This is a genomic window from Pseudomonas maioricensis, from assembly GCF_022790535.1.
Classification (GTDB): Bacteria; Pseudomonadota; Gammaproteobacteria; order Pseudomonadales; family Pseudomonadaceae; genus Aquipseudomonas; species Aquipseudomonas maioricensis.
Map to the genome: position 1 here is coordinate 226,186 of NZ_LOHG01000005.1, position 23,173 is coordinate 249,358.

17 protein-coding genes are annotated in these 23,173 nt (G+C 55.3%); 14 read left to right on the top strand and 3 right to left on the bottom strand.

Annotation, left to right across the window (positions count from 1 at the left end; genetic code table 11):
* Nucleotide 1: 1 nt before the first annotated feature.
* Nucleotides 2-1,909: a 3-dehydroshikimate dehydratase QuiC gene (quiC, locus tag AUC61_RS10460; RefSeq protein ID WP_243245872.1), complete on the bottom strand. Its 1,908-nt coding sequence runs from the start codon at nt 1,907-1,909 to the stop codon at nt 2-4.
* A 577-nt stretch (nt 1,910-2,486) separates the two neighbouring features.
* Between quiC and AUC61_RS10465 the strand changes: the two genes are divergently transcribed.
* The 5 genes from AUC61_RS10465 to AUC61_RS10485 all read left to right on the top strand — a co-directional run bounded on the left by AUC61_RS10465 (nt 2,487) and on the right by AUC61_RS10485 (nt 8,467).
* On the top strand, nt 2,487-3,824 hold the full coding sequence (locus AUC61_RS10465; RefSeq protein ID WP_243245875.1) for an MFS transporter: 1,338 nt from the start codon (nt 2,487-2,489) through the stop codon (nt 3,822-3,824).
* A gap of 200 nt (nt 3,825-4,024) precedes the next feature.
* On the top strand, nt 4,025-4,816 hold the full coding sequence (locus AUC61_RS10470; RefSeq protein WP_243245876.1) for a CPBP family intramembrane glutamic endopeptidase: 792 nt from the start codon (nt 4,025-4,027) through the stop codon (nt 4,814-4,816).
* Nucleotides 4,817-4,920: 104 nt separating this feature from the next.
* Nucleotides 4,921-6,486, top strand: coding sequence for a methyl-accepting chemotaxis protein (locus AUC61_RS10475; protein WP_243245878.1), 1,566 nt, complete (start codon nt 4,921-4,923; stop codon nt 6,484-6,486).
* Between the two features lie 467 nt (nt 6,487-6,953).
* Nucleotides 6,954-7,619, top strand: a complete 666-nt coding sequence (locus tag AUC61_RS10480; RefSeq protein WP_243245879.1) for an ADP-ribosylation factor GTPase-activating family protein — start codon at nt 6,954-6,956, stop codon at nt 7,617-7,619.
* 425 nt (nt 7,620-8,044) lie between these two features.
* The gene (locus tag AUC61_RS10485) at nt 8,045-8,467 is read left to right on the top strand and encodes a hypothetical protein (protein WP_243245880.1); all 423 of its coding nucleotides are present in this window, start codon (nt 8,045-8,047) and stop codon (nt 8,465-8,467) included.
* 110 nt (nt 8,468-8,577) lie between these two features.
* Here the strand turns inward: AUC61_RS10485 and AUC61_RS10490 are convergent, their stop codons facing one another.
* A complete protein-coding gene (locus AUC61_RS10490) occupies nt 8,578-10,773 on the bottom strand; it encodes an autotransporter outer membrane beta-barrel domain-containing protein (RefSeq protein WP_340163290.1) in 2,196 nt (731 codons plus the stop codon).
* A gap of 372 nt (nt 10,774-11,145) precedes the next feature.
* Here AUC61_RS10490 and AUC61_RS10495 point away from each other — a divergent pair, with 372 nt between their 5' ends.
* The 3 genes from AUC61_RS10495 (at nt 11,146) to AUC61_RS10505 (ending at nt 16,572) form a co-directional block, all read left to right on the top strand.
* Nucleotides 11,146-12,981, top strand: coding sequence for a hypothetical protein (locus AUC61_RS10495; RefSeq protein WP_243245882.1), 1,836 nt, complete (start codon nt 11,146-11,148; stop codon nt 12,979-12,981).
* A 68-nt stretch (nt 12,982-13,049) separates the two neighbouring features.
* The gene (locus AUC61_RS10500; protein WP_243245884.1) at nt 13,050-15,998 is read left to right on the top strand and encodes a hypothetical protein; all 2,949 of its coding nucleotides are present in this window, start codon (nt 13,050-13,052) and stop codon (nt 15,996-15,998) included.
* Between the two features lie 109 nt (nt 15,999-16,107).
* Entirely contained in the window at nt 16,108-16,572 is a 465-nt protein-coding gene (locus tag AUC61_RS10505) for a hypothetical protein (protein WP_243245885.1), read from the top strand.
* Here AUC61_RS10505 and AUC61_RS10510 read toward each other — a convergent pair.
* Entirely contained in the window at nt 16,569-17,258 is a 690-nt protein-coding gene (locus AUC61_RS10510; protein WP_243245886.1) for an alpha/beta family hydrolase, read from the bottom strand. The two genes, AUC61_RS10505 and AUC61_RS10510, sit on opposite strands and share 4 nt — an antisense overlap.
* A gap of 89 nt (nt 17,259-17,347) precedes the next feature.
* Between AUC61_RS10510 and ccoN (AUC61_RS10515) the strand changes: the two genes are divergently transcribed.
* The 6 genes from ccoN (AUC61_RS10515) to ccoO (AUC61_RS10540) all read left to right on the top strand — a co-directional run bounded on the left by ccoN (AUC61_RS10515) (nt 17,348) and on the right by ccoO (AUC61_RS10540) (nt 23,168).
* Entirely contained in the window at nt 17,348-18,772 is a 1,425-nt protein-coding gene (ccoN, locus tag AUC61_RS10515) for a cytochrome-c oxidase, cbb3-type subunit I (protein ID WP_243245888.1), read from the top strand.
* 10 nt (nt 18,773-18,782) lie between these two features.
* A complete protein-coding gene (gene ccoO / locus AUC61_RS10520) occupies nt 18,783-19,391 on the top strand; it encodes a cytochrome-c oxidase, cbb3-type subunit II (protein ID WP_122666322.1) in 609 nt (202 codons plus the stop codon).
* Between the two features lie 3 nt (nt 19,392-19,394).
* Nucleotides 19,395-19,598, top strand: coding sequence for a cbb3-type cytochrome oxidase subunit 3 (locus AUC61_RS10525; protein WP_243245890.1), 204 nt, complete (start codon nt 19,395-19,397; stop codon nt 19,596-19,598).
* Nucleotides 19,595-20,545: a cytochrome-c oxidase, cbb3-type subunit III gene (ccoP, locus tag AUC61_RS10530; RefSeq protein WP_243245892.1), complete on the top strand. Its 951-nt coding sequence runs from the start codon at nt 19,595-19,597 to the stop codon at nt 20,543-20,545. The genes AUC61_RS10525 and ccoP overlap by 4 nt, the downstream gene beginning before the upstream one ends.
* Before the next feature lie 572 nt (nt 20,546-21,117).
* The gene (ccoN, locus tag AUC61_RS10535) at nt 21,118-22,560 is read left to right on the top strand and encodes a cytochrome-c oxidase, cbb3-type subunit I (RefSeq protein ID WP_243245893.1); all 1,443 of its coding nucleotides are present in this window, start codon (nt 21,118-21,120) and stop codon (nt 22,558-22,560) included.
* Entirely contained in the window at nt 22,560-23,168 is a 609-nt protein-coding gene (ccoO, locus tag AUC61_RS10540) for a cytochrome-c oxidase, cbb3-type subunit II (RefSeq protein WP_122666318.1), read from the top strand. Before ccoN (AUC61_RS10535) ends, ccoO (AUC61_RS10540) begins: the two co-directional genes overlap by 1 nt.
* The last annotated feature ends 5 nt before the right edge of the window (nt 23,169-23,173 follow it).

Below are 23,173 nucleotides of genomic sequence, written 5' to 3' on the forward strand. Positions count from 1 at the left end.
ATCAAAGCCGGGCCTGACGAGCGGCCCCGCTGCGTGTCTTGGCCATGGCGGCCAGACGTACTGCAACGTTGGCGGCGCCGTAACCCACATAGCCATTCTTGCGTTGCAGGATCTCGAAGAAGAAGCGATCGTCGAACGGCTCGGTATACACGTGAAACAGCTCGCCACCATTGGCGTCGCGGTCATAGAGCACATTGTAGTAAGCCAGTTCGCTGAGGAATTCGTCGTCGAAATCAAAGCGCGCGGCAAGATCGTCGTAGTAATTGAGCGGGATGTCCAGCAGCTTCAAGCCAGCCTCTTTAGCCCGGCTGACTTCGGCGAAGATATCCTCGCAGGCAAAAGCAATGTGGTGTACGCCTGAGCCTCGGTAACTGGACAGCGCGTGGGAGATCGCGGTGTTGCGGTTTTCCGAGATATTCAGCGGTAAACGGACCGTGCTGCAGCGGCTGCGCAACGCACGGCTTTTCACCAGACCGTAAGGGTCGGGCAGCACCACTTCGTCGTCGGCTTCGAAATCCAGCAGGCTCTTATAGAACAACACCCAGCTGTCGAGACTGTCGGCGGGCAACGCCATGGCCATGTGATCGATACGCTGCAAGCCGCCACCGGCCTGGGCGTTCGGGTTAACGACGAAGTCGATGTCGTAGATCGACTCACCCGGCACAGCAGGCTCGACCAGGTAAATCAGACTGCCGTCCGGTGCACGTACCGACGGCACTTCCCGCTCATTAGGCCCCACCAGCCCGCGATAAGGCTGACCTTTGAAAGCCTGAGCACGCTCCAGCGCTGCCGAGCCGTTCTCGACCCGCAATGCAGTTGCGCACAACGAAGGGCCATGGGCCTCAAAGAAACTGTGAGCAAACGAATAGGGCTCAGCGTTGAGCACGATCTTAATATCGCCCTGCCCCATCAGGCTGACGGCCTTGGAACGGTGCTGACCGAGTTTCGCAAAACCGAGATTACCCAGCCAACTGGCCAGACGTGCGCCTTGCGCATCGTCCACCGCAAACTCAAGAAACTCGACGCCATTGTAAGTACTCGCAGGCGGCGGGCTGAACAGCAGGTCTTTGGCTACCGGCTGATTCTGTTCTTCCAGCAGCAGGCGGGTTTTCTCCTCCAGATACAGCAAGGAGCGCAGGCCATCGGCCGCATTCGCGCGAGGTGGTGCGGCGCGGAACCCGTCGTTGAAGATTTCCAGAGACAGCGGCCCGGTGTAGCCGCTCTTCAGAATCGGTGCGAGGAAGCCTGGCAGATCGAACTCGCCCTGGCCCGGGAAGCACCGGAAGTGACGGCTCCACTCCATGACATCCATAGCCAGAATAGGTGCGTCGGCCATTTGCACGAAGAAGATTTTGTCGCCGGGAATCTGTGCAATGGCACTCGGGTCGCCCTTGAGCGACAAGGTATGAAAGCTGTCGAGCAGAACGCCCAATGCCGGGTGATCAACCTGCTTGACCAGATTCCAGACCTGCTCCCAGGTATTCACATGACGGCCCCACGCAAGCGCCTCGTAACCCACCCGCAACTGACGGGCTCCAGCACGCTCGGCCAGCATCGCCAGATCGTCACGGAGAATACTTTCATCGCCCACCGAATCGGCGGCGGCATTGCTGCAGACCAGCACCAGGTCAGTGCCCAGTTCCTGCATCAAATCAAACTTGCGCTCGGCGCGGTCGAGGTTGCGGGACAAGCGATCGCGACGGCAGCCTTCAAAGTCACGGAACGGCTGAAACAAGGTAATGGCAATGCCCAGATCAGCGCAGATCTGCCGCACATGGCGGGGGCTACCGTCGTAGTAAAGGAGGTCGTTTTCGAAAATCTCGACACCGTCAAAGCCGGCAGCGGCGATGGCTTCGAGTTTTTCCGGCAGGGTTCCACTCAAGGAAACGGTGGCAATCGAACGTTGCATGGTTGACTCCTGTGAGGTGCGACCTCTGCGGATCGCATGTCTGGTGCTGCCCAGTACCCCCGGGCGGCACTGCACGGATTCTGGGTAACTGAATTATTCTCCCGGCCAGCGGCCATCGCAATTCATAATGTACCAGACAGTTAGTTTATTGTTCGATAATCGCCCAAAAGCAGGCTTGTCTGATTGACGCTTTTGTCGGGCATGCGCAACATCAGCCTCACTTTGTCGGACAAGGACAACCGCCCCAAGTTGGTAACAACCTTGCAAGCACACCATAACAATTTCAAAAACAGGGTCATGCACATGCCTTCATATACTGTTTTCCCCCTCCTCCGTCCAAGCCCTGGTGGCTCCTGCGCCCGGAGTCGTGTGCCGATGAACGCCCTTCTATCAGCGGTATTGCTAGAAACGCGTATCGGATCGGCCTCAGCCTGATTAAAATCCAGCGCCCACGAAATCGGCTCCTGCGGCTTGCCTGTCGCTTTAGCGCACTGCGGCCCCTGATGGCCACGATTCGAGACGCTTTTACAGCTTGATTCGGGGTTTACCCCTGAGTCCTGGAACGGACGGCTTAACCATGATTCACACACACTCTGCTGCCAAGACGGCTAACGTCGTTCATCCGCATGCCAGCATGGGCGAAAAAATCCGCGGTGCCATGGCCGTCGGTAAAGTTCGCTGGGGCATGCTCGCGCTGGTATTTTTTGCCACCACCCTGAACTACATCGATCGCGCCGCCCTTGGCGTCATGCAGCCCATCCTGGCCAAGGAAATGGGCTGGACCGCGATGGATTACGCCAACATCAACTTCTGGTTCCAGGTCGGGTACGCGGCTGGCTTCCTGCTGCAAGGACGGTTTATTGACCGGGTCGGCGTGAAGCGTGCGTTCTTCCTCGCCGTCTTGCTCTGGAGCGTTGCTACCGGCGCCCACGGCCTGGCGACCTCTGCCACCGGCTTTATGATCTGCCGGTTCATTCTCGGCCTGACCGAAGCGGCCAACTACCCGGCCTGCGTGAAAACAACGCGGCTGTGGTTCCCTGCCGGTGAACGCGCCATCGCCACCGGCATCTTCAATGCCGGGACCAACGTGGGAGCGATGCTCACACCGGCACTGCTGCCGTTTATTCTGACCATCTGGGGCTGGCAAGCCGCGTTCGTCAGCATGGGCCTGCTCGGTCTGATCTGGGTCGTGACATGGCGTTTGAAGTACTACAACCCTGAAGAACACCCAAGCGTCAGCCAGACCGAACTGGACTACATCAACCAGAATCCTGAGCCGGAGCCGGTAAAAGTGCCGTTCTCGCATATTCTTAAAATGCGTGGCACCTGGGCTTTCGCCATTGCCTACTCGCTAACCGCGCCGGTGTTCTGGTTCTACCTGTACTGGTTACCGCCGTTTCTCAATCAGCAATACAACCTGGGCATCAGCGTGACCCAGATGGGCATCCCGCTGATCCTGATCTGGCTGACCGCTGACTTTGGCAGCATCGGCGGCGGTATTCTCTCGTCCTGGCTGATTGGCCGAGGCATGCGCGCCACTACCGCAAGATTGCTGTCGATGCTGCTCTTCGCAATCACGATCTGCAGCGTGGTATTTGCCGCCAACGCCAGCGGACTCTGGGTAGCGGTGCTGGCGATCTCCCTTGCGGTCGGCGCGCATCAGGCCTGGACCGCAAACATCTGGAGCCTGGTGATGGACTACACCCCCAAGCACCTGATGAGCACCGTGTTCGGCTTCGGCGGCATGTGTGCAGCGATCGGCGGGATGTTCATGACCCAGATCGTCGGTGCGGTATTGACTGCAACCAATAACAATTACAGCGTGTTGTTCACGATGATCCCGGCGATGTACTTCATTGCCCTGACCTGGATGTACTTCATGGCACCGCGCAAAGTCGAATCACTCAAGGACTGAATCGTCCCGCGTCCCCGAAAGGCCGCTTCCTCGCAAGCGGCCTTTTTTGTCCTGCGGAAACATCCGACAAAACTTTCCCTCAGACAAAACTTACAAAAGAGCTGGAAATTCTCCTGCCCGATCAGTGAAGCTTGGCGCCCGCCTGGAACAGTCTGTTTCAGCTGCAAGAAGCTACGCGCGAACGGACTCCAGGAGCAACCATGCCGGCGATACGCTGGACCAGCCTGACCTTACTCACCCTCGGTTACTGCATTGCCCTGAGCTTTGGCTACCTCAGCCTGCCAGCAGCGGTGACGTTTGGCCTGCTGGTGATGGCGGGCGTGTGCGTGACGCAATTCAACCAGAAAGCGGTGATCTGCCTCGGTCACGGGTTGTTCATCATCCTCGCGCTCGCGCTGGCTACGCACTGGTTACCCGGATTCTTCAGTGAACGGGTCATCGGTGCACAGCGCTTCTCCCCCGAAGCCGCGCCATTTTCGATGTACCTCAATCTGGATAAACCGCTGATCGGCTTCTGGATCGTGTTGGTCTGCCCGTGGCTGTTACCGGCGATCCCTGCAAGGCGAGCATTAAAAACTGCAGTGCTGACACTGCTCGGCACCTGTGTTGTGTGCATGACACTGGCTGTTTCACGGGGCGTTACCGGTTGGTCGGCCAAATGGCCAGCGCAAGGCTGGCTATGGCTGCTGAACAACCTGTTGCTGGTCACGCTGACTGAAGAGCTATTCTTTCGCGCCTATCTCCAAGGCGGCCTGCAGCGCATTTTGCATCGCCTGCCCCATGCACCGACGCTGGCACTCTGCGTAGCGTCTCTGTTGTTCGGGCTGGCTCATCTCGGTGGCGGATGGCAATGGGCGCTCCTCGCGGGAATCGCCGGTATAGGCTACGGTCTTGCCTACCGTTTCGGCGGTTTACAGGCAGCAGTGGTCACCCATTTCGGCCTCAATCTGGTGCACTTCAGCCTTTTCACGTACCCGATGTTCGACCGCTAAGCCAATGACTGGCGTCAATGACTTGCCGGTCATTTCGCAAATTTGCTCAATAAATGAGTATTTTTGTCGATAACGTCACAAAGCCCCAGCGGATCGGACAGCTCATGCGTAATAACCAGCCCATCACTCAACGCGAACGGACATTTCCTGCACAACAGCGTTTGATTTCCACCACCGACGCCCGTGGCGTGATCACTTACTGCAACGACGCCTTCGTCGAAATCAGTGGTTACTCCCGGGAAGAATTGCTCAACGCCCCACACAATACCGTTCGCCACCCCGACGTGCCGCCAGCGGTTTTCGAGCATATGTGGACGACGCTCAAGCAAGGCCTGCCGTGGATGGGCATCGTTAAAAACCGCAGCAAAAACGGCGATCACTACTGGGTAAACGCCTATGTGACGCCGATGTTCGAAAACCAGAAAGTAGTGGGTTTCGAATCCGTACGGGTCAAACCGACCGCTGAGCAAATCAAGCGCGCCGAGGCGCTGTACAACCGCCTGAACAATGGCAAATCAGCTATCCCGAGCCGCGACAAGTGGCTGCCTGTGTTGCAGGATTGGCTGCCGTTCATTCTGGTCAGCCAACTGAGCTTTCTTATCGGCGTATGGCTGAACACCAGCTGGGGCTTTGCTTTGGCTGCAGGTTTGTCGGTGCCGCTGGGGCTGTTGGGCCTGTCGTGGCAGCAACGTGGCATCAAACGCTTGCTGCGTCTGGCGGAACAGACCACTTCCGACCCGTTGATCGCGCAGATGTACACCGACAGCCGCGGCCCACAAGCGCGCCTGGAAATGTCGATCCTCAGCCAGGAAGCCCGTTTGAAAACCTGCCTGACCCGCTTGCAGGACACGGCAGAGCAACTGACCGGTCAGGCTCGCCAGTCCAATAGCCTGGCCAACGCCAGCTCCAGCGGCCTGGAGCGTCAGCGTGTCGAGACCGAGCAAGTCGCCACGGCTATCAACCAGATGGCCGCCACCACGCTGCAAGTTGCCAGCCACGTGCAGCGCACCGCTGACGCGACTCAGCAAGCCAACCAGTTGACCCGTCGCGGTCGTGATATTGCCGGGGAGACCCGCGAAGCCATTCAACGGCTGTCGAAAGCCGTTGGCGAAACCGGCCTGACGGTGACTCAACTGGCCCACGACAGCGATGAAATCGGCGGCGTGGTGGACGTGATCAAAGGCATTGCCGACCAGACCAACCTGCTCGCTCTCAACGCCGCCATCGAAGCCGCGCGTGCCGGGGAAATGGGCCGGGGCTTTGCGGTAGTCGCGGATGAGGTTCGTCAGTTGGCACAACGCACCACAGAATCCACCGGACAGATCCACAGCCTGATCGCCAAACTGCAGAGCACTGCCAACGCCGCCGTGCAGACCATGAACAGCGGCCACCGTCAGGCGGAAGAAGGCGTCGCCAAAGTGCTGGAGGCCGACCAGGCATTGATCGGCATCAGCGAAGCGGTCGCCAACATCACCGACATGGCGACTCAGATAGCCGCCGCTACCGATGAACAAAGTTCGGTCGCCGAAGAGATCAGCCGCAACATCGCCACCATCGCCGATCTCGCCGACCAGACCTCCGACGAAGCACAACGCTCGGCGGTGCTGAGTGGCGAACTGACCGATACGGCCAACTCGCAGTACTCGCTGGTGGAGCGCTTTAACCGCTGATTATCCAGCGTTATCGAAAAACCCCGACAGACATTTTCTGCCGGGGTTTTTTATTGAGTGTTTTTCAAGGAAAGCATGGTGGCAACGGTTCTTTTACCAATGCAATGGTTCGAGCAGTGGAATGTGATCCGTAGGACTGGCTTTAGCCGGGGGGCGATACTTCTGACGATAAGATTCACTGTATGCAGTGAACTCATTTCTTCCTGAGGTGTGCTTGCGCAGCTCGGGACTACAAACATTAAGAAATAGCTTGTAGGCAACTTCTGAAAGTAAATAGATAGGGGGTTTTGGGTTGGTTTTTGGAGTGGAGAGCGTTGACAGGTGGAACGGGTTCCGATTAGTTGAATTTTAGAGTTCATCTCACATAGATAGCTGCCACCCAGCGGGTATTTATAGGGGTGAAGTCTGAAAACTTAATCAATTTATGGATCCGCCGGATTATAGGCGCACCCTGGAGAACCAAAAAAATGAGCACTCATATTAAAAAAAGTGGACTTCCCACACCGTTCGTACCCGCTGCCGACCCGATTGACGGACTATTGCGGATCAGTGATTTAAACAAGCCTATTAACGTGGAGATCACTATCTGGGAAGGAATGCGTCCTGGCTACTTCATGCAGCTTATGCTGAATGAAGAGCTAATCGGTAGAACATGGACTATGGCTGAGGCCGACACCCCAGGAGATGTCGTAACAATGTCTCTCGATCCCGAACACTTGCTGAACGAAGGTATTTACAGCTTGGGGATGAGAGCTACTAACGACAAGAGTCTCGTGAGTAACGACTCTGCGACCACACCACTGATCGTAGATCGAACCTCCCCAGGCGCGGCCCTGCTGGCACCCGCCATGCTTGCGAACGTAAGCTTCGGAGAGTTTCTGAACGCGAAGATCCCAAGCTACGCAGGCATGGAGACCGGCGACCTGATACAGACGGTCTGCAATGGCACCCTGGGCCCCATTCATCGTGTACTGCCTGAAAACCTAACCTCCACGCCCGTTGAAATTTCATTCACACAGGAATTTCTTGAAGGCCTGTTCAGCGACAGGGTAAATATTACTTACCACGTAACTGACCGGGCGGGTAACCGGTCTATTCTGGCGCAGTCAGTTGAACTGACGCTGCAACGCTAGCAGCAAGCACCATTCATTTGAGTGACAAGTAAAAAAACCTGCATGCATTTGCGTGCAGGATTTTTATTGTTAATCCGCATGAAATTTCCGCAAGTACTGCCGCGCCTCACAAAACAAAAAACATTACCACTACTACGAACGGTATTAGCTATTAATCAGAATCGTCCGACTTGACCTTGCAAACACAACACACTCTAATACGCCCATGAATGCCATGGAGGCGCCGCCACAGCCGGATAACAACTCAACCCCATCTATGATTCAGGACGAAAAAGATGAATGACGTACCCACTATTAATGCACCGTTTAATATAAACACCCGTATGGACCCGGCCGACCTCCACCCCTCGTCATCCGAACCGGGGCACCTCTTAAAACTAAAAATCGTGCCCATCAATCCACTTCCACAAGTTACGGACGACACTGTGTCAATACAGCATCCCGAACTGAACATCTCCAGACACTTGAAAGCCCCCAAGCTGTCGCACGTCAAGCCTAATACCGTGACCTACGAACAGGCTCATGCTGGAGTCAATGTCAATATTCCTGGCTCAGAGAAAATGCGTCTGGGCGATACCTTGGTGTTTTATTGGGGGCAGAACAAATCCTCGACCCAGATTCATTTACGTACCATCGATAAAGACAGCACAGTACGCGTCCTGTGCATCAGCTACGATTTCATCGCTCATCTGCACTACGGTCTGGTGGATGTCTACTATGAGGTCCATCGCGATCAGCAGTTGATTGGCACCTCTCCCGCCGTACGCGTCACGGTCAACCGCGATCCCGCGCCGCCCAAGCAGAGACGTACGGGTCGCGGCCCAGGCAGTCCGATAGATGCTGCCTGACGGGCTATAAAAACAACCCCCCCGACGACGGTTCGCCGGGGGTCATACAGACGTGTAATGGGCTTGGAGGACTTAGGTTCTATCAAGCCATCTCAATCCGCCTTTTTAGATTAGAACGCTAACTTCAACCCCACATTCGCGCCCCATGGCTGCTCGACATGCCGACCTTTCATATAATCAAAGTCAGCATGCAACTGCAGACGTTCAGACAAGGACACAGAAACCCCGGCGCCCACTTCCGCCCGTGATCCAGACAAATCATTATCAAAACGCGTCGAGTTGACCTTGACCTCGTTGTCGCGGGCAAACTCCTGAGCGGCTGCCAGTCGCACGTAAGGTCGCACCACTGCGCCATCCTTGAGGATGATGCTACGGCCAGCCGACGCTCCGACCTTGGCCAACACCGATTGAGTCTGATCATTGCGCGCCTGCATACCGTTATCCAGCGCGTAGCTGTCACCCTTGATCCACACGCTGGAAAACTGTGCATACGGCTCAAGGAAATAGCCGTCGGCAAAGCGGATGTTTCTGCCAAATTCCAGCGAACCACCGAGACCGGTGCTCTGGTAATTACCCTTCGCCCTGTCCCCGTCACTCATGGCCACTTTGGACTCGTTACGGAAGCGATTGAGCTTGAGCACCGCGTCCAGATAGTAACCATCGTCCAGCAACCAGGTGCCGTAACCACCGACGTAGTAGCTGCCGATCTTGCCGCTGGTGCCCTGCCCGATCGCCAGATCGTTTTTGCTGTAACCGGCCATCAAGCCCAATGACAACTGCCCGACGCTTACCGGCAGCGGAGCATCCGCACCCAGGGTCATGCCGCTCTGGTTGTTTCGATAGTCAACACCATCACCGGTGCTGGCATTGAAACGGCTGCCATAAGCGCGCATCCAGCCGCCGCCCTGTTCATGGCCGCGCACCTCACCGATACGGCTCCGCAATGTGCTCAATTCACTGTTCCAGATGTTCGGGGCTGCATTGAACAGCGCCAGTACACTTTGGGTCGACGGACTGATCCCCCTGCCCGAACCGACAATGAACCAGTCATCGCCCTGCTGCTCCAGCTCGTAGGAATAAACACCCAGATCCGCACGCCCGCCCACCAGACTGAACTGCGCATCGCCACCGTCGGTGTCCACCAGCAGCAAGCGCTGCATGTCAGGGTCGACCACCTCAACACCTGTGTTTTTCACCCGCAGGCCATGATTACCGGTAGCCAGCCCCTCGACTCGCAGCAAATCACCCTGACGTTCATCCAGATTGACCCGCATATCAAAAGTCCCACGACCGGAAAGCTCGCCCAGCGTCAGCGTCTTGTACGCTCCCTCGCCGAAACTCACCCGCCCGCCCTCCATTGCCAGCGCGTTCACCTGATTGCTATCCGCCAATGTCCAGCTCGCCCCGGAGCTAATCGCCAACTTATCACTGTTGATGATATTGCCGGTCAGTTGGGCATTGCGTTGCAGGGTAACGTTCAGGGTGCTGCTGGTGTCAGCAACGAGGTTGCCGTTTAGGGTGCTGTTCTCAACCTTTAAATTGGCTGTGCTGTAGTCTATAACTTCCAGCAAATTTCCATTACCAGCGACAATGGTAGAGTCGTCATAGATGTCGATATTAGCAACAACACCTAGGCCGTAGAGGCCTGCAACCTTGATCGCAGATTCATCATACGACTGCACATGCGAATCACTAATCGACAAATAACTTGTGACATAATCCACTTCACCCGCCGTTGGCAAGGAAACATGAATACCGTTCGCAAGCCCCTCTATTCGGCTTCCTTCTGACACTTCAACCTTGGATCCAAAAACCCCAAGCCCCCAACCCGTATGGAGGTCTAAAGCTTCGCTCGCCTTAATTGTTGTATTTACAATTGCTAGCTCCCCACCTTTATTAACGCTGAGAGCCAATCCAACACCCACGACTTTACTATTGGCAATCACACCCTTTGAGCCCTCGCCCACGTACATCGCAATGCTGCCAACAATATGATTGATTGAGCTTTCACTAACTTCAAAAGTACTACCATGCTCAAGCCTGAGCTCGCCGTGCACATGAGTATCATTCTTCAGAGATACCCTCGAGTTTCGGGAGACCAGACTTTTTAGTGTGGCATTATCAGCTTCCAAAAGAGAGCCATTTTTAATGAGATAACTGTCAGGCAGAACTGTCGAATTAATAAAACTGTAGCCATTGTCAATCACTTGCTGCAGCGTCTCTACATTAGCCACCGCAGAACATGAAAATGAATACACCCCCAAACTCACACACCATAAGACGTTCGACTTCCCGATAAAACTCACGGTAATTTCCTCTCGATAAAGACTGGCAATTATCGACAAAGAATCTTCTTACACCAGCAACGGAAATAAGGAAAATTGTAGGACGTTTCCTATCGAGATATAAAATAAATCCTACGGACGGAGAGCATCTATCCTCATGTACTCAATCGCACATCAAACCTCAAATCCGCACCACAGCTAAGAGCCGCACAGGTAAAAAATAATTACCTACAAAACCATTGACCCCGAACGAAATTTGCTATTAGTTGAAATTCAGATAGATCGAGAGGTCTATCTACAGGACACAAAAACGCTCTCCGAGGCATACCTATGATCTCTAATGGATCATGCGTCGTGACGCTTATCGACTTTTAACTATAGATGGAAATAATCATGCATAACAGAACACGCTACTTGACCACTCGTCGTCCAAGACAGGATGAATTACTGACGAAGCCTTCGGTACCCGTTGCCGATCCATTGGATGGGCTAATCAAAACAGAGGATCTAATTCCTAATGTTTCCGTTACTTTTCCTATTTGGGACGATCCCAAGATAAACGACAGTTACCAACTTCAACTCGGCGATGACATTCTTGGAGAACCTGAAAAACTCACTTCCATCCCACCTGCCGGAACCATTTTAACGCTGGATATCCCGACAGACACCTCGCTGAGAGATGATGGCCTCTATGACCTAATCTACCTTGTAAAGGCAAATCCTGGCGGCGGTACTCGTCCGTCTGCGGTTAGGCAGCTCATTGTGGACCGAACACCACCGGGCGCCCACCAATTGGGCTTTATGGAGTTCCCTGAAGAGGCAAAAGATGGACTGACTGCTGCAGAACTTAGTGAAATGGGTGACGTGCTGACAGGCAAAATTTTCGGCTATACCGGACTTAGCAAAGGAGACGTTATCAAAACCTACTGGGGTTCGGTGGACGGTCCTGAAGTAACCCTGACAGGCGATGAAGAGGAGGACACCCCTATCGAGGTAAACTTCGAAAAAGCATTTTTGACATCCTTGGGTAACTCTGCTGGCGCCACTTTTTATACTGTGACTGATCGAGCTGGCAACGTCTCCCCGGACTCCCGCAAGGTAACCATCCCTCTCTTTCTGACAGATATCACGCCTGACCTTTTGCCACCAGTCATCGAAAACTATGACGGCATCATCAATTACATTGATGCGAAGGAGAGTGTTGAAGTAAAAATTCCGTCGTCCTTGGTGATCATTGAGGGCGATGAAATAGTGCTCCACTGGGGTGGCGAGTCGCTGGGGCCTTATCCAGTGGCGCCGGAAGATCTCGAGGAACCTTTTGTTCTACTTTTTTATGTGTCCTACGAGACCATCGAAAAAGCAGGCAATGGTCTTCGCGAACTGAAATATGACGTTATCCGTGACGGCCATATCGTTGGTTTCTCACAATCTCTTGAGGTGGTTGTAAACGTAGAACTACCCGTTCCAGGGGGACTGGATAAAGCAACCGTTAGGGGCGGAAGCAGTCTACCAAACAATGAAGACAATTTTATCGATGTCAATGACTACGAATTGGATGCGACCATCATCATTAATTGGAATGACAGGTTTCAGGCATCACAAATCATTGATATCTATTGGGGGGGGCAAGAAGTTCTGCAGCAACCTTACCGCATTTCCAACACCGACGTAGCCGCTGGTCGCCCGCTATTGCTGACCGCTCAGAACGGCAAATTCAGACCCGTTGGCACCGGCAATGACATTCGTGTGTATTACACAGTCAAAAGCCCAGGAAATCCTAATACCTCAACAGCTCCTGAACAGGGGATTATCGTTCAATCCAGAGATGAGTTGCCGGGCGGTCCCGACGGGCCTGACGCTCCTCAATTCACAGCACTTAACGAAAATGGCGCGATAAACGAAGAACTCGCAGCCAACGGGGCTCCTGTTTATATCAAACCGTATGTAAACATCGAAGCAGGACAAACCATTGTTTTCACCTATGAAGCTTATGATGACCTTGTAGGCGGTGAGCAAAAATTCATATGGACGCACACCTCGCCGAAACTTACAGAGATCGACGTTGTGAACGGCTACAACATTCTGGTTCCTCGAGAGCGACTAATCAGACACTGCTACGGTCATGCTGAAGCTTTTTTTCAGGTACAAAGCGACAAAGGCCAAGGTAATTCCAAGCGAGCTAGCGTTTATGTAGATATGCGACGCGGCAACACCTGCAACTATCGTTAACCCTATATTTCTGAACCAGTAACCGAGAGGCAGGGGAACCCCCTGCCTCCTCCTAAAAGGACTTTATTATGAATACAAATAAAATCTTAAAAGCACTGCCGCACCCCACAATCCTTAGTCACAATGAAGGCGGGATTGGTGACGTTGACATTGCGGACCCCACCAAGTCATTAGAAGTACTAATAGGCCCCATTGATATGCATCCAAAAGATCGTATCGATCTGTACTGGGGGAGCCACAATGATCCCGTAGACCATTACACTCACTCCCCCGACGCGCCAGACACTAACGGTATCTTTTCTTTATATGTAGGCACGCAGTTTATTGATCAAGGTACCGTAAGCGTGCAATACACCTATACACCATTCCCCTCTAACACTCCTGAAATGTCCTTACCCACGGACGTTATTGTTAAGCTAGCCATCCCAGGCGGAAGAGACCCTGACCCTAGTACACCCTATGAAAACGATGCGCTACTGAAACCAACTATTCTTCCTCTGGGAATCATTACGTCTCCGGAAGGAGTGAGTGTGACAATCCCCCCCTATCTAAATATGGCAGTGGGCGACAACATTACTTTGTCCTGGAGCGGAGAGCTGATTTCGCATCGGCTGACATCTGAAGGTCACATCGGAAAGCCTGTTGTCATTCCCGTACCTGAGCGCGTTATCGAAACTGCTGGCGACTCTGACATGCTGGAGGTGCGTTACGAAATTCGCGATGTGGTGAACAACTGGTCACGCTGGTCCCAACCGGCCTATACCGAAGTTGAAGCGGGTAACTCTAGTCTTCCTGCGCCAGTGGCTCCGCAGGCAGCAAATTTGATACTTGATCTCGACAAACTAGGAGGAGCATCCGTCCAAGCGCTTGTGGTCCCTAACCCGCAAATTGCTCTCGGAGACGAAGTGACACTTGTCATCCAGCGTAACACGGCTGAAGGCATTGAACTGGAGCCTTACACCTCCACCGAGCTGGTACAAAATCCGTCAGCTTTTGTTGAGTTCTTACTGCCTTTTGAACAGTTTATCCCTATTACTCAAGGTCGGGCGCGCCTTAAGTACACGGTTAAAAAATCAACGGGGGTAATGCTTCGTTCCAAAAGCTTGTCCCTGACGATTATTGGTGAACCTCAGCAATTACAACCGCCAACTATACCCGCGGCTAATGAGAACGTCCTCGACCCCGCATCGCGAAATGTCTCTGCGCTAATTCCACCCTACTACTTCATGGCTGACGGTAATGACGTCACACTCGTATGGGCAGGTAAAACTGCCGGCGGCGCTAACGTGATGCACGAAGAGCTCAGGACTCTAAACCGTGATGATATTGGTAAGGTGCTGGCGTTTCGAATACCCCAGGATAAAATTAGCGTGTTGGCCGGTGGCTCAGTGCAGGTGTATTACACAGTCAACACGTTCATGAGAGCTTTTTTCAAATCACCGGTGCTGGACCTGAGTGTGAGCCATGACACCAGTGCTCCGTTGCCTGCTCCTGCTGTTGATAACGTAGACGCTGAAGGTGTACTGGATCCCACGGATCTGGTGTTGGAGGCTAAAGTTCGTATCCAACCCTACAACGGAATGGAGGCCGGCGATAAAGTTGTCGTTCACTGGATTGGCCGTTCTCCAGAGGGAGACTTCAGTACCTACACGACCATAAATAGCGGAACGGTAAATCGTGAGATTGTTTTCAGGGTCTTGAAGAGCGTCGTTTTGGCCAGCATCAATACTCAGGTCAGGGTATGGTACGAGGTAGAGCGCCGCAATCAAAAATATACATCACGCGAACTCTCATTCATCGTTAAGGAAACGGTAATGGGGCCACTGCCAGAGCCACGAATTAAAGAAGCCAAGGGTGAAACTCTGGCGCCAGTTGATGTTGTCAATGGCGCAACATTCGTGGTTGCCGCCAGCGCAAATTTGAAACTTGATGATTACATCCTGTTTAGCATCGCAGGCCCCAAGGCGCGAGATACTAAAGAAAAGGTAGTTACAAACGCTGATGAGGGAAAAGAACTATCTGCTGTATTTTCGAAGGTGATAATTGAAGCCAATGCAGGGCTTTCTATCGAAGCAACCTACACTGTTCGCCGAGCGTCAGGCATCGTACAGAATTCCGTACCCCTTAGATTAACAGTCCTGGGAGCCCCAACCCGCCTCCCCGCCCCAACCATGGACACCGTCGGCCCCGACGGCCTTCTCACCCCGTCGAATATCCCCGAATCAGGCGCGACAGTGCGGCTCAGTTACCCCGACATGAGCAGCGGCGACAGTGTATTTGTTCGCTGGGAAGGGACCAGCCGCTACGACACGCCAGCGCAAGTGATCGGTGCTGACGCGCAGTTGCAGTTCAATATCCCCAAGGCCTATATCGTCCAGAGCATCGGCGGGTCCGCGAGTGCGACTTATACCGTGACGCGATCGGGCACTGCGGTGGTGTCGGCGCCTTTGTGGATGCAAGTCCAGCAAGGCATTCAGTTCGATACCTCGCCGGTAACCCTTAACGGCAAGGTTTATCTGATCCCCGCCTCGCCGGAGCTTCTTCCTTCGTTCCCGCCCCATACCACGGTGCGGCGCACGGCCAGTGGCGGGCTATCGCCCTATACCTATCGGTCGAGCGATAGCCAGGTGGCACAGGTCGATGCAACCGGTATGACATCTGTACGCGGCAAAGGCACCGCGACGATTTCGGTGACGGATGCTCGCGGTGAGACCGCCAGTTATCAGGTATCGGTGACCGGGGTGATTCACTGTCTGGGCCTCGGCAGCGGAAGCTTTGCTCAGATGAATGACGCGGCGGCGGCCAAAGGTGCACGGCTACCATCCAGTGACGAGTTGAATCAGATTTTCAATACCTTCGGCAGTCAGTGGCCGCTAGGCAATGGCAATTACTGGTCATCAACAGTTGCGGCGCAAAATCTGGTCGGCATGAAGTGGTATTTCGTGAAAAACCTGGTGACCGGCTCCAACTACAAGCTCAAGTACCACAACACCTCGCTGGGGGTAGCGATCCGCTGAAGCCGGGCACTGGCTGTTCAGTGGACCCCATTTCACTTTTCGGGCGTCGTCGAGATGGCGGCGCTCTTTTCCCTTTGCGACATCCCTTGAACCTGCGCAGAGCACACTCATGAACACGTCCGGTTTTTCCGAACCGTCTATCGCGTCAATGCGATTCAGCCCCGGCGAGTTCCGGGCTACGGTCAATCATCAGCCTCTGGTTGTAAGGTCGGTGCTGGCCGGGTCGACTTTACGTCCGGAACTGGGAACCAGACCCAACCACTGGATCTGGAAGGTCATCGCTGATGGAAAGGTCGGTGGCAAGCGCGTCAGCATTGGGTTGTTTTTCGACCGTGACCTACTGCCTGGCACCTATGACATTGTCGGTAACTCGCGAATCAACTTCGTTTACAACCGGACGCCGCACTTCAAAAGCCTGATTTATCACTCAGCGCATTTTCAGGACGGCCATTTGACGCTGCTGGAAGTCGACCGCTGCGCCCCACGTTTGCGGGGTGAGTTCAGTTTCAGCATTTCGGCGATCAATTTTTCAGTCACTGATGGCGCGTTCGACCTGGACTGCAAGACGTTCTAGGTCAGCACCTGGGCAATACGCTGAGCCGTTTCGGCCAGGCACTGGTCATGGCTGACGCCCGCCGACTTCAATGGCTTGAGGTCGTGATTGCCGGTAGGGATCCACAGCAATTCAATCGCCGTGGACAAGGCATAACCCTCGACGGTTTCTTTATTACCCAATGCATCGCGTTCGCCCTGGACGATGAGCGTTCTGGCTTTCAACTCAGCGAGATGGGCGACCCGGGGTTTTTCCGGTTTGCCCGCTGCGTAGAACGGATAGCCCAGACAGACCAGTGCATCCACTTCCAGTTCATCGGCAATCAGGCTGGCCATGCGTCCCCCCATGGACTTGCCGCCAATGGCCAGGTATCCAGTGACATGAGGTCGCACGCTGGCGTACACCTGCCGCCAGCATTCGAGCAGCTGTGCCTGCGGATTAGGAGGCCGACGACGTCCGTCGACCCGCCGCTGGGCCATGTACGGAAACTCGAAGCGCAACACGTTGACGCCTTGCCCGGCAAGGCGCTCAGCCATGTCGTCCATGAAATCGCTGTCCATCGGTGCGCCTGCCCCGTGAGCCAGGATCAGCGTCGCCAAAGGCTCGCTTAGTGTGGCTGTAACCGCCTGATTCCATAACCAGCTGTGGTCTTTCGCCAGTTGCGCGCATTGATCTTCGTCAATACCGGCACTTTGCCCAATGCTCATGCTTGCCTCGCTTTTGATGAGTCTGCCAATAACCGGCGCTAAACCTGCGCGTAACGCCCCGACCTAGCCTGGATGGGAAATATAACTAAATGAACACAACTAACAGTACCGCCTACAACTATCAGGTGGTCCGCCAGTTCGTCATTATGACGGTGATCTGGGGAATTGTCGGGATGGGCCTCGGCGTCTTTCTCGCCGCCCAACTGGTCTGGCCTGAATTGAACTTCGATCTTCCCTGGACGAGCTTCGGTCGTTTGCGTCCACTGCACACCAACGCGGTGATTTTCGCGTTCGGCGGCTGTGCGCTGTTCGCCAGTTCCTATTACTCGGTACAACGGACCTGCCAGACCCGGTTGTTCCTGCCGAAGCTGGCAGCGTTCACCTTCTGGGGCTGGCAATTGGTGATCCTGCTGGCGGCCATCAGCCTGCCGCTGGGTTACACCAGTTCCAAGGAATACGCCGAGCTGGAATGGCCCATCGACATCCTGATCACGATTGTCTGGGTGGCTTATGCCATCGTGTTTTTCGGCACCGTGGCCACGCGCACGACCAAACATATTTATGTCGGTAACTGGTTCTTCGGTGCGTTCATCCTCACTGTTGCCGTGCTGCACATCGTCAATAACCTGGAGCTGCCGGTCAGCCTGACCAAGTCCTACTCGCTGTACTCCGGTGCGACCGACGCGATGGTGCAATGGTGGTACGGGCACAACGCGGTGGGCTTTTTCCTGACGGCGGGTTTTCTGGGGATGATGTACTACTTCGTGCCGAAACAGGCCGAACGTCCTGTTTACTCCTATCGCCTGTCCATCGTGCATTTCTGGGCGCTGATCACCCTGTACATCTGGGCCGGGCCACACCACTTGCACTACACCGCCCTGCCAGACTGGGCGCAGTCGCTGGGTATGGTGATGTCGCTGATCCTGCTTGCGCCGAGCTGGGGCGGCATGATCAACGGCATGATGACCCTCTCAGGTGCCTGGCATAAGTTGCGCAGCGATCCGGTGCTGCGTTTTCTTGTCGTGTCTCTCGCGTTCTACGGCATGTCGACCTTTGAAGGTCCGATGATGGCAATCAAGACCGTCAACGCCCTCTCCCACTACACCGACTGGACCATCGGCCACGTGCACGCCGGTGCTTTGGGCTGGGTGGCGATGATCTCCATTGGCGCGCTGTACCACATGATCCCGAAAGTCTTCGGTCGCCCGCAGATGCACAGCATCGGCCTGATCAACGCGCACTTCTGGCTCGCCACGATTGGCACCGTGCTCTACATCGCGTCGATGTGGGTCAACGGGATCACCCAAGGCCTGATGTGGCGTGCGGTCAACGAAGACGGCACCTTGACCTACTCCTTCGTCGAAGCACTGGTGGCCAGCCATCCCGGATTCATCGTGCGCCTGGCAGGCGGCGCGATCTTCCTGCTGGGCATGTTGCTGATGGCTTACAACACCTGGCGCACCGTGCGGGCCTCCAACCCTGTCGAAGCTGCCGCCGCTGCGCAGATGGCCTGAGGAGCTCGCCATGAAACATGAAACTATCGAGAAAAACGTTGGCCTGCTGATGATTCTGATGGTGCTGGCCGTCAGCATTGGCGGCTTGACTCAAATCGTCCCGCTGTTCTTTCAGGACGTCACCAACAAACCGGTTGAAGGCATGAAGCCTTACACCGCGCTGCAACTGGAAGGCCGCGACATCTATATCCGTGAAGGCTGCGTAGGCTGTCATTCGCAGATGATCCGTCCGTTCCGCGCCGAGACAGAACGCTACGGCCATTATTCGGTGGCGGGCGAAAGCGTCTGGGATCATCCGTTCCTGTGGGGCTCCAAGCGCACCGGCCCGGACCTCGCACGAGTCGGCGCACGCTACTCGGATGACTGGCACCGTGCGCATTTATACAACCCGCGCAACGTCGTGCCGGAATCGAAAATGCCTGCTTATCCATGGCTGGTCACGCAGCAAGTCGACAGCAGCCACACCGAAGCCAAGATCAAGGCCATGCGCACTCTGGGGGTGCCTTACACCGATGACGATGTCAGCGGTGCGGTTGCCTCCCTCAAGGGCAAGACCGAGATGGATGCGCTGGTTTCCTACCTGCAAGTGCTCGGCACTGCGATCAAGAGCAAGAGGTGAGCCATGGATATTCAAGATCTACGCGGCCTCGGCACTCTGGTCGTGGCCATTGCATTCATTGGTCTGTCGCTCTGGGTGTTCAGCAGTCGACGCAACGCTGAATTCGCCGAAGCCCGCCTCGCACCGTTCGCCGACGAGCCTTTGCCGAAACCCGTTATCGAGCAACTTTCAAAAGAGCAGCCTGTTGTGCGGAGTAAACAGCCATGACCACCTTCTGGAGCACCTACATTTGCGTGCTGACCATTGGCAGCCTGATCGGCCTGACCTGGCTGTTGATCGGCACGCGCAAGGGCGAAACCAAAGGCAGTACCGACCAGACCATGGGGCACAGCTTCGATGGCATCGAGGAATATGACAACCCGCTGCCCAAATGGTGGTTCATGCTGTTCGCCGGTACGCTGGTGTTCGCGGTGGGTTACCTGATCCTGTATCCGGGGCTGGGTAACTGGAAAGGCATCGCCCCCGGCTATGAAGACGGCTGGACCGGCGTCAACGAATGGCAGAAGGAAATGGACAAGGCCGATGCCCGCTTCGGGCCGATCTTTGCCCGATTTGCGGCCATGCCAGTGGAGGAAGTCGCCAAAGATCCGCAAGCGCTGCAAATGGGTGGCCGTCTGTTTGCTTCCAATTGCTCGGTTTGCCATGGCTCGGACGCCAAAGGCGCTTACGGCTTCCCGAACCTGACGGATAACGACTGGCGCTGGGGCGGCTCTGCCGACACGATCAAGACCACCATCATGGCGGGTCGGGTCGCAGCCATGCCAGCCTGGGGACTGGTCATCGGCGAGGAAGGCGTAAAGAACGTTGCAGCTTACGTGCGCCACTCACTGGCGGGGCTGCCACTGCCCGCCGATGACAAGGCGGATCTGGCCGCCGGACAGCAAGTGTTCAGCTCTACCTGTGTAGCCTGTCATGGCGCAACGGGTAAAGGCACCGAAGTCATGGGCGCTCCAAACCTCACACAGCCGGGCGGTTTCATCTACGGCACCAGCCTGGCGCAGTTGCAGCAGACCATTCGTCTTGGTCGCCAAGGTCATATGCCTGCTCAGGCCGATTTATTGGGCAATGACAAAGTACAGCTGCTGGCCGCTTATGTTTACAGCCTGTCGAAGGGTCCTGATCAACCCGTCGAAGTGGTTAAAGCAGCGCAGTAGCACATAGAGCAACATTGTGGACCCCTTCAACGCCGCACCCTGCAACAGGGTGCGGTGGTCCCTTTACTCAGCAGTCTTTCCCTTATTCAGCAGTACACAGATCTTGAACTGGGATGCTATCCCTGTGGGAGCGGTGCTTGCCCGCGATAAGAGCAACTCGGTTCACCTGCAAAATCGCGGTGTCTGCATCGCGGGCAAGCACCGCTCCCACAGGGATAGCGTTCCAGCTAAGCGACCTCCACCCTTTCCTCTCCCGTCTTTCGGGACTAAGCTTGCCTGTTAGTGGACTGGCGATGGCTGGCCACAGGCCAAGTGAAAGGAACGTGTCCGACATCGTGCTCTGCAGACGCTGAACGGCCTGACGAACCAGGGCTGTTCTTAGTGCCCGGCATGCCGCAAATGTCCGTCACTCACGCAGTCAATTTCACCCGTCCTGTACCCTCCAGTAACTTTCTGTCCACCGGGACAGGTTTTTCCTTTACGCTTCGCGTCGGAATTTGCCTGAAACGGCCGCAGAGCATGTCTGCGTCGGTTTTCATACTAATAAATAGTCAAAACCGTGGAACCTGATAATGAGCACAGCAATCAGTCCGACCGCTTATAACTATAAGGTGGTCCGCCAGTTCGCCGTCATGACGGTTGTCTGGGGCATCCTGGGCATGGGGCTTGGCGTTTTCATTGCCGCGCAACTGGTCTGGCCGGAGCTGAATCTGGGCCTGGAGTGGACCAGTTTCGGACGTCTGCGACCGCTGCATACCAATCTGGTGATTTTCGCGTTCGGCGGCTGCGCTCTTTTCGGCACCTCTTATTACGTCGTGCAACGCACGTGTCAGACCCGACTGATCTCCGATGGCATGGCCGCGTTTTCATTCTGGGGCTGGCAGGCAGTCATCCTCAGCGCCATCATCACCTTGCCAATGGGCTACACAACGACCAAGGAATACGCCGAACTGGAATGGCCGATCGCTATTTTGCTGGCGATTGTCTGGATCGTTTATGGCGCGGTGTTCTTCGGCACCATCGTCAAGCGCAAGACCAAACATATTTATGTCGGCAACTGGTTTTACGGTGCATTCATCGTCGTCACCGCCATGCTGCACATCGTCAATCACATCTCGCTACCGGTCAGCCTGTTCAAATCCTATTCAGCCTACGCGGGTGCCACCGACGCCATGATTCAGTGGTGGTACGGCCACAACGCGGTGGGTTTTTTCCTGACCACCGGCTTCCTCGGCATGATGTATTACTTCGTGCCCAAGCAGGCTGAGCGTCCGATCTACTCGTATCGTCTGTCCATCGTGCACTTCTGGGCGCTGATCACTTTGTACATCTGGGCGGGTCCGCATCACTTGCACTACACCGCCCTGCCAGATTGGGCACAATCACTGGGCATGGTGATGTCGATCATTCTGCTCGCGCCAAGCTGGGGCGGGATGATCAACGGTATGATGACGCTCTCCGGCGCCTGGCATAAATTGCGCACCGACCCGATCCTGCGCTTTCTGGTGGTGTCCCTGGCGTTCTACGGCATGTCGACGTTTGAAGGCCCGATGATGGCCATCAAAACGGTCAATGCCCTCTCCCATTACACCGACTGGACCATCGGCCACGTTCACGCGGGTGCATTGGGCTGGGTGGCAATGATCTCCATCGGCGCGACCTACCACATGATTCCCAAAGTCTTCGGTCGACCGCAGATGCACAGCATCGGCCTGATCAATGCGCACTTCTGGCTCGCCACGATTGGCACCGTGCTGTACATCGCGTCCATGTGGGTCAACGGCATCACCCAAGGGCTGATGTGGCGGGCCATCAACGATGACGGCACGCTGACCTATTCTTTCGTCGAGGCCCTGCAGGCGAGTCATCCTGGTTACATCGTGCGCATGGTCGGCGGTGCATTCTTTGCCAGCGGCATGCTGTTCATGGCCTACAACGTCTGGCGTACCGTACGTGCTTCGGACCCCACCGAGGCTGAAGCTGCGGCACAGATCGCCGTTGTGGGAGCTCACTGATGAAGCACGAAGTTCTCGAAAAGAACATTGGCCTGCTGGCCTTCTTCATGGTTATCGCCGTCAGCATCGGCGGGCTGACGCAAATCGTCCCGCTGTTTTTCCAGGACGTGACCAACCTGCCGGTGGAAGGCATGAAGCCGCGCACCGCGCTGGAGATCGAAGGGCGCGACGTCTACATCGCCAACGGCTGCGTGGGCTGCCACTCGCAGATGATCCGTCCGTTCCGTGCCGAAACCGAGCGCTACGGCCATTACTCGGTCGCGGGTGAAAGCGTCTGGGATCACCCTTTCCTGTGGGGTTCCAAACGCACCGGGCCCGACCTGGCGCGGGTCGGCGGACGTTACTCCGATGACTGGCACCGGGCGCACTTGTATAACCCGCGCAACGTGGTACCAGAATCGAAAATGCCTGCGTACCCGTGGCTGGTAGAGAAACGTCTGGACGGCAAGGAAACCGCGAAAAAAATGCAAGTCTTGCGCACTCTGGGCACGCCCTATACCGACGAAGACATCGCCGGCGCGCAGGAAGCCGTGAAAGGCAAAACCGAAATGGATGCACTGGTGGCCTATCTGCAAGGCCTCGGCACCATCATCAAAAGCAAACGGTGATCTTG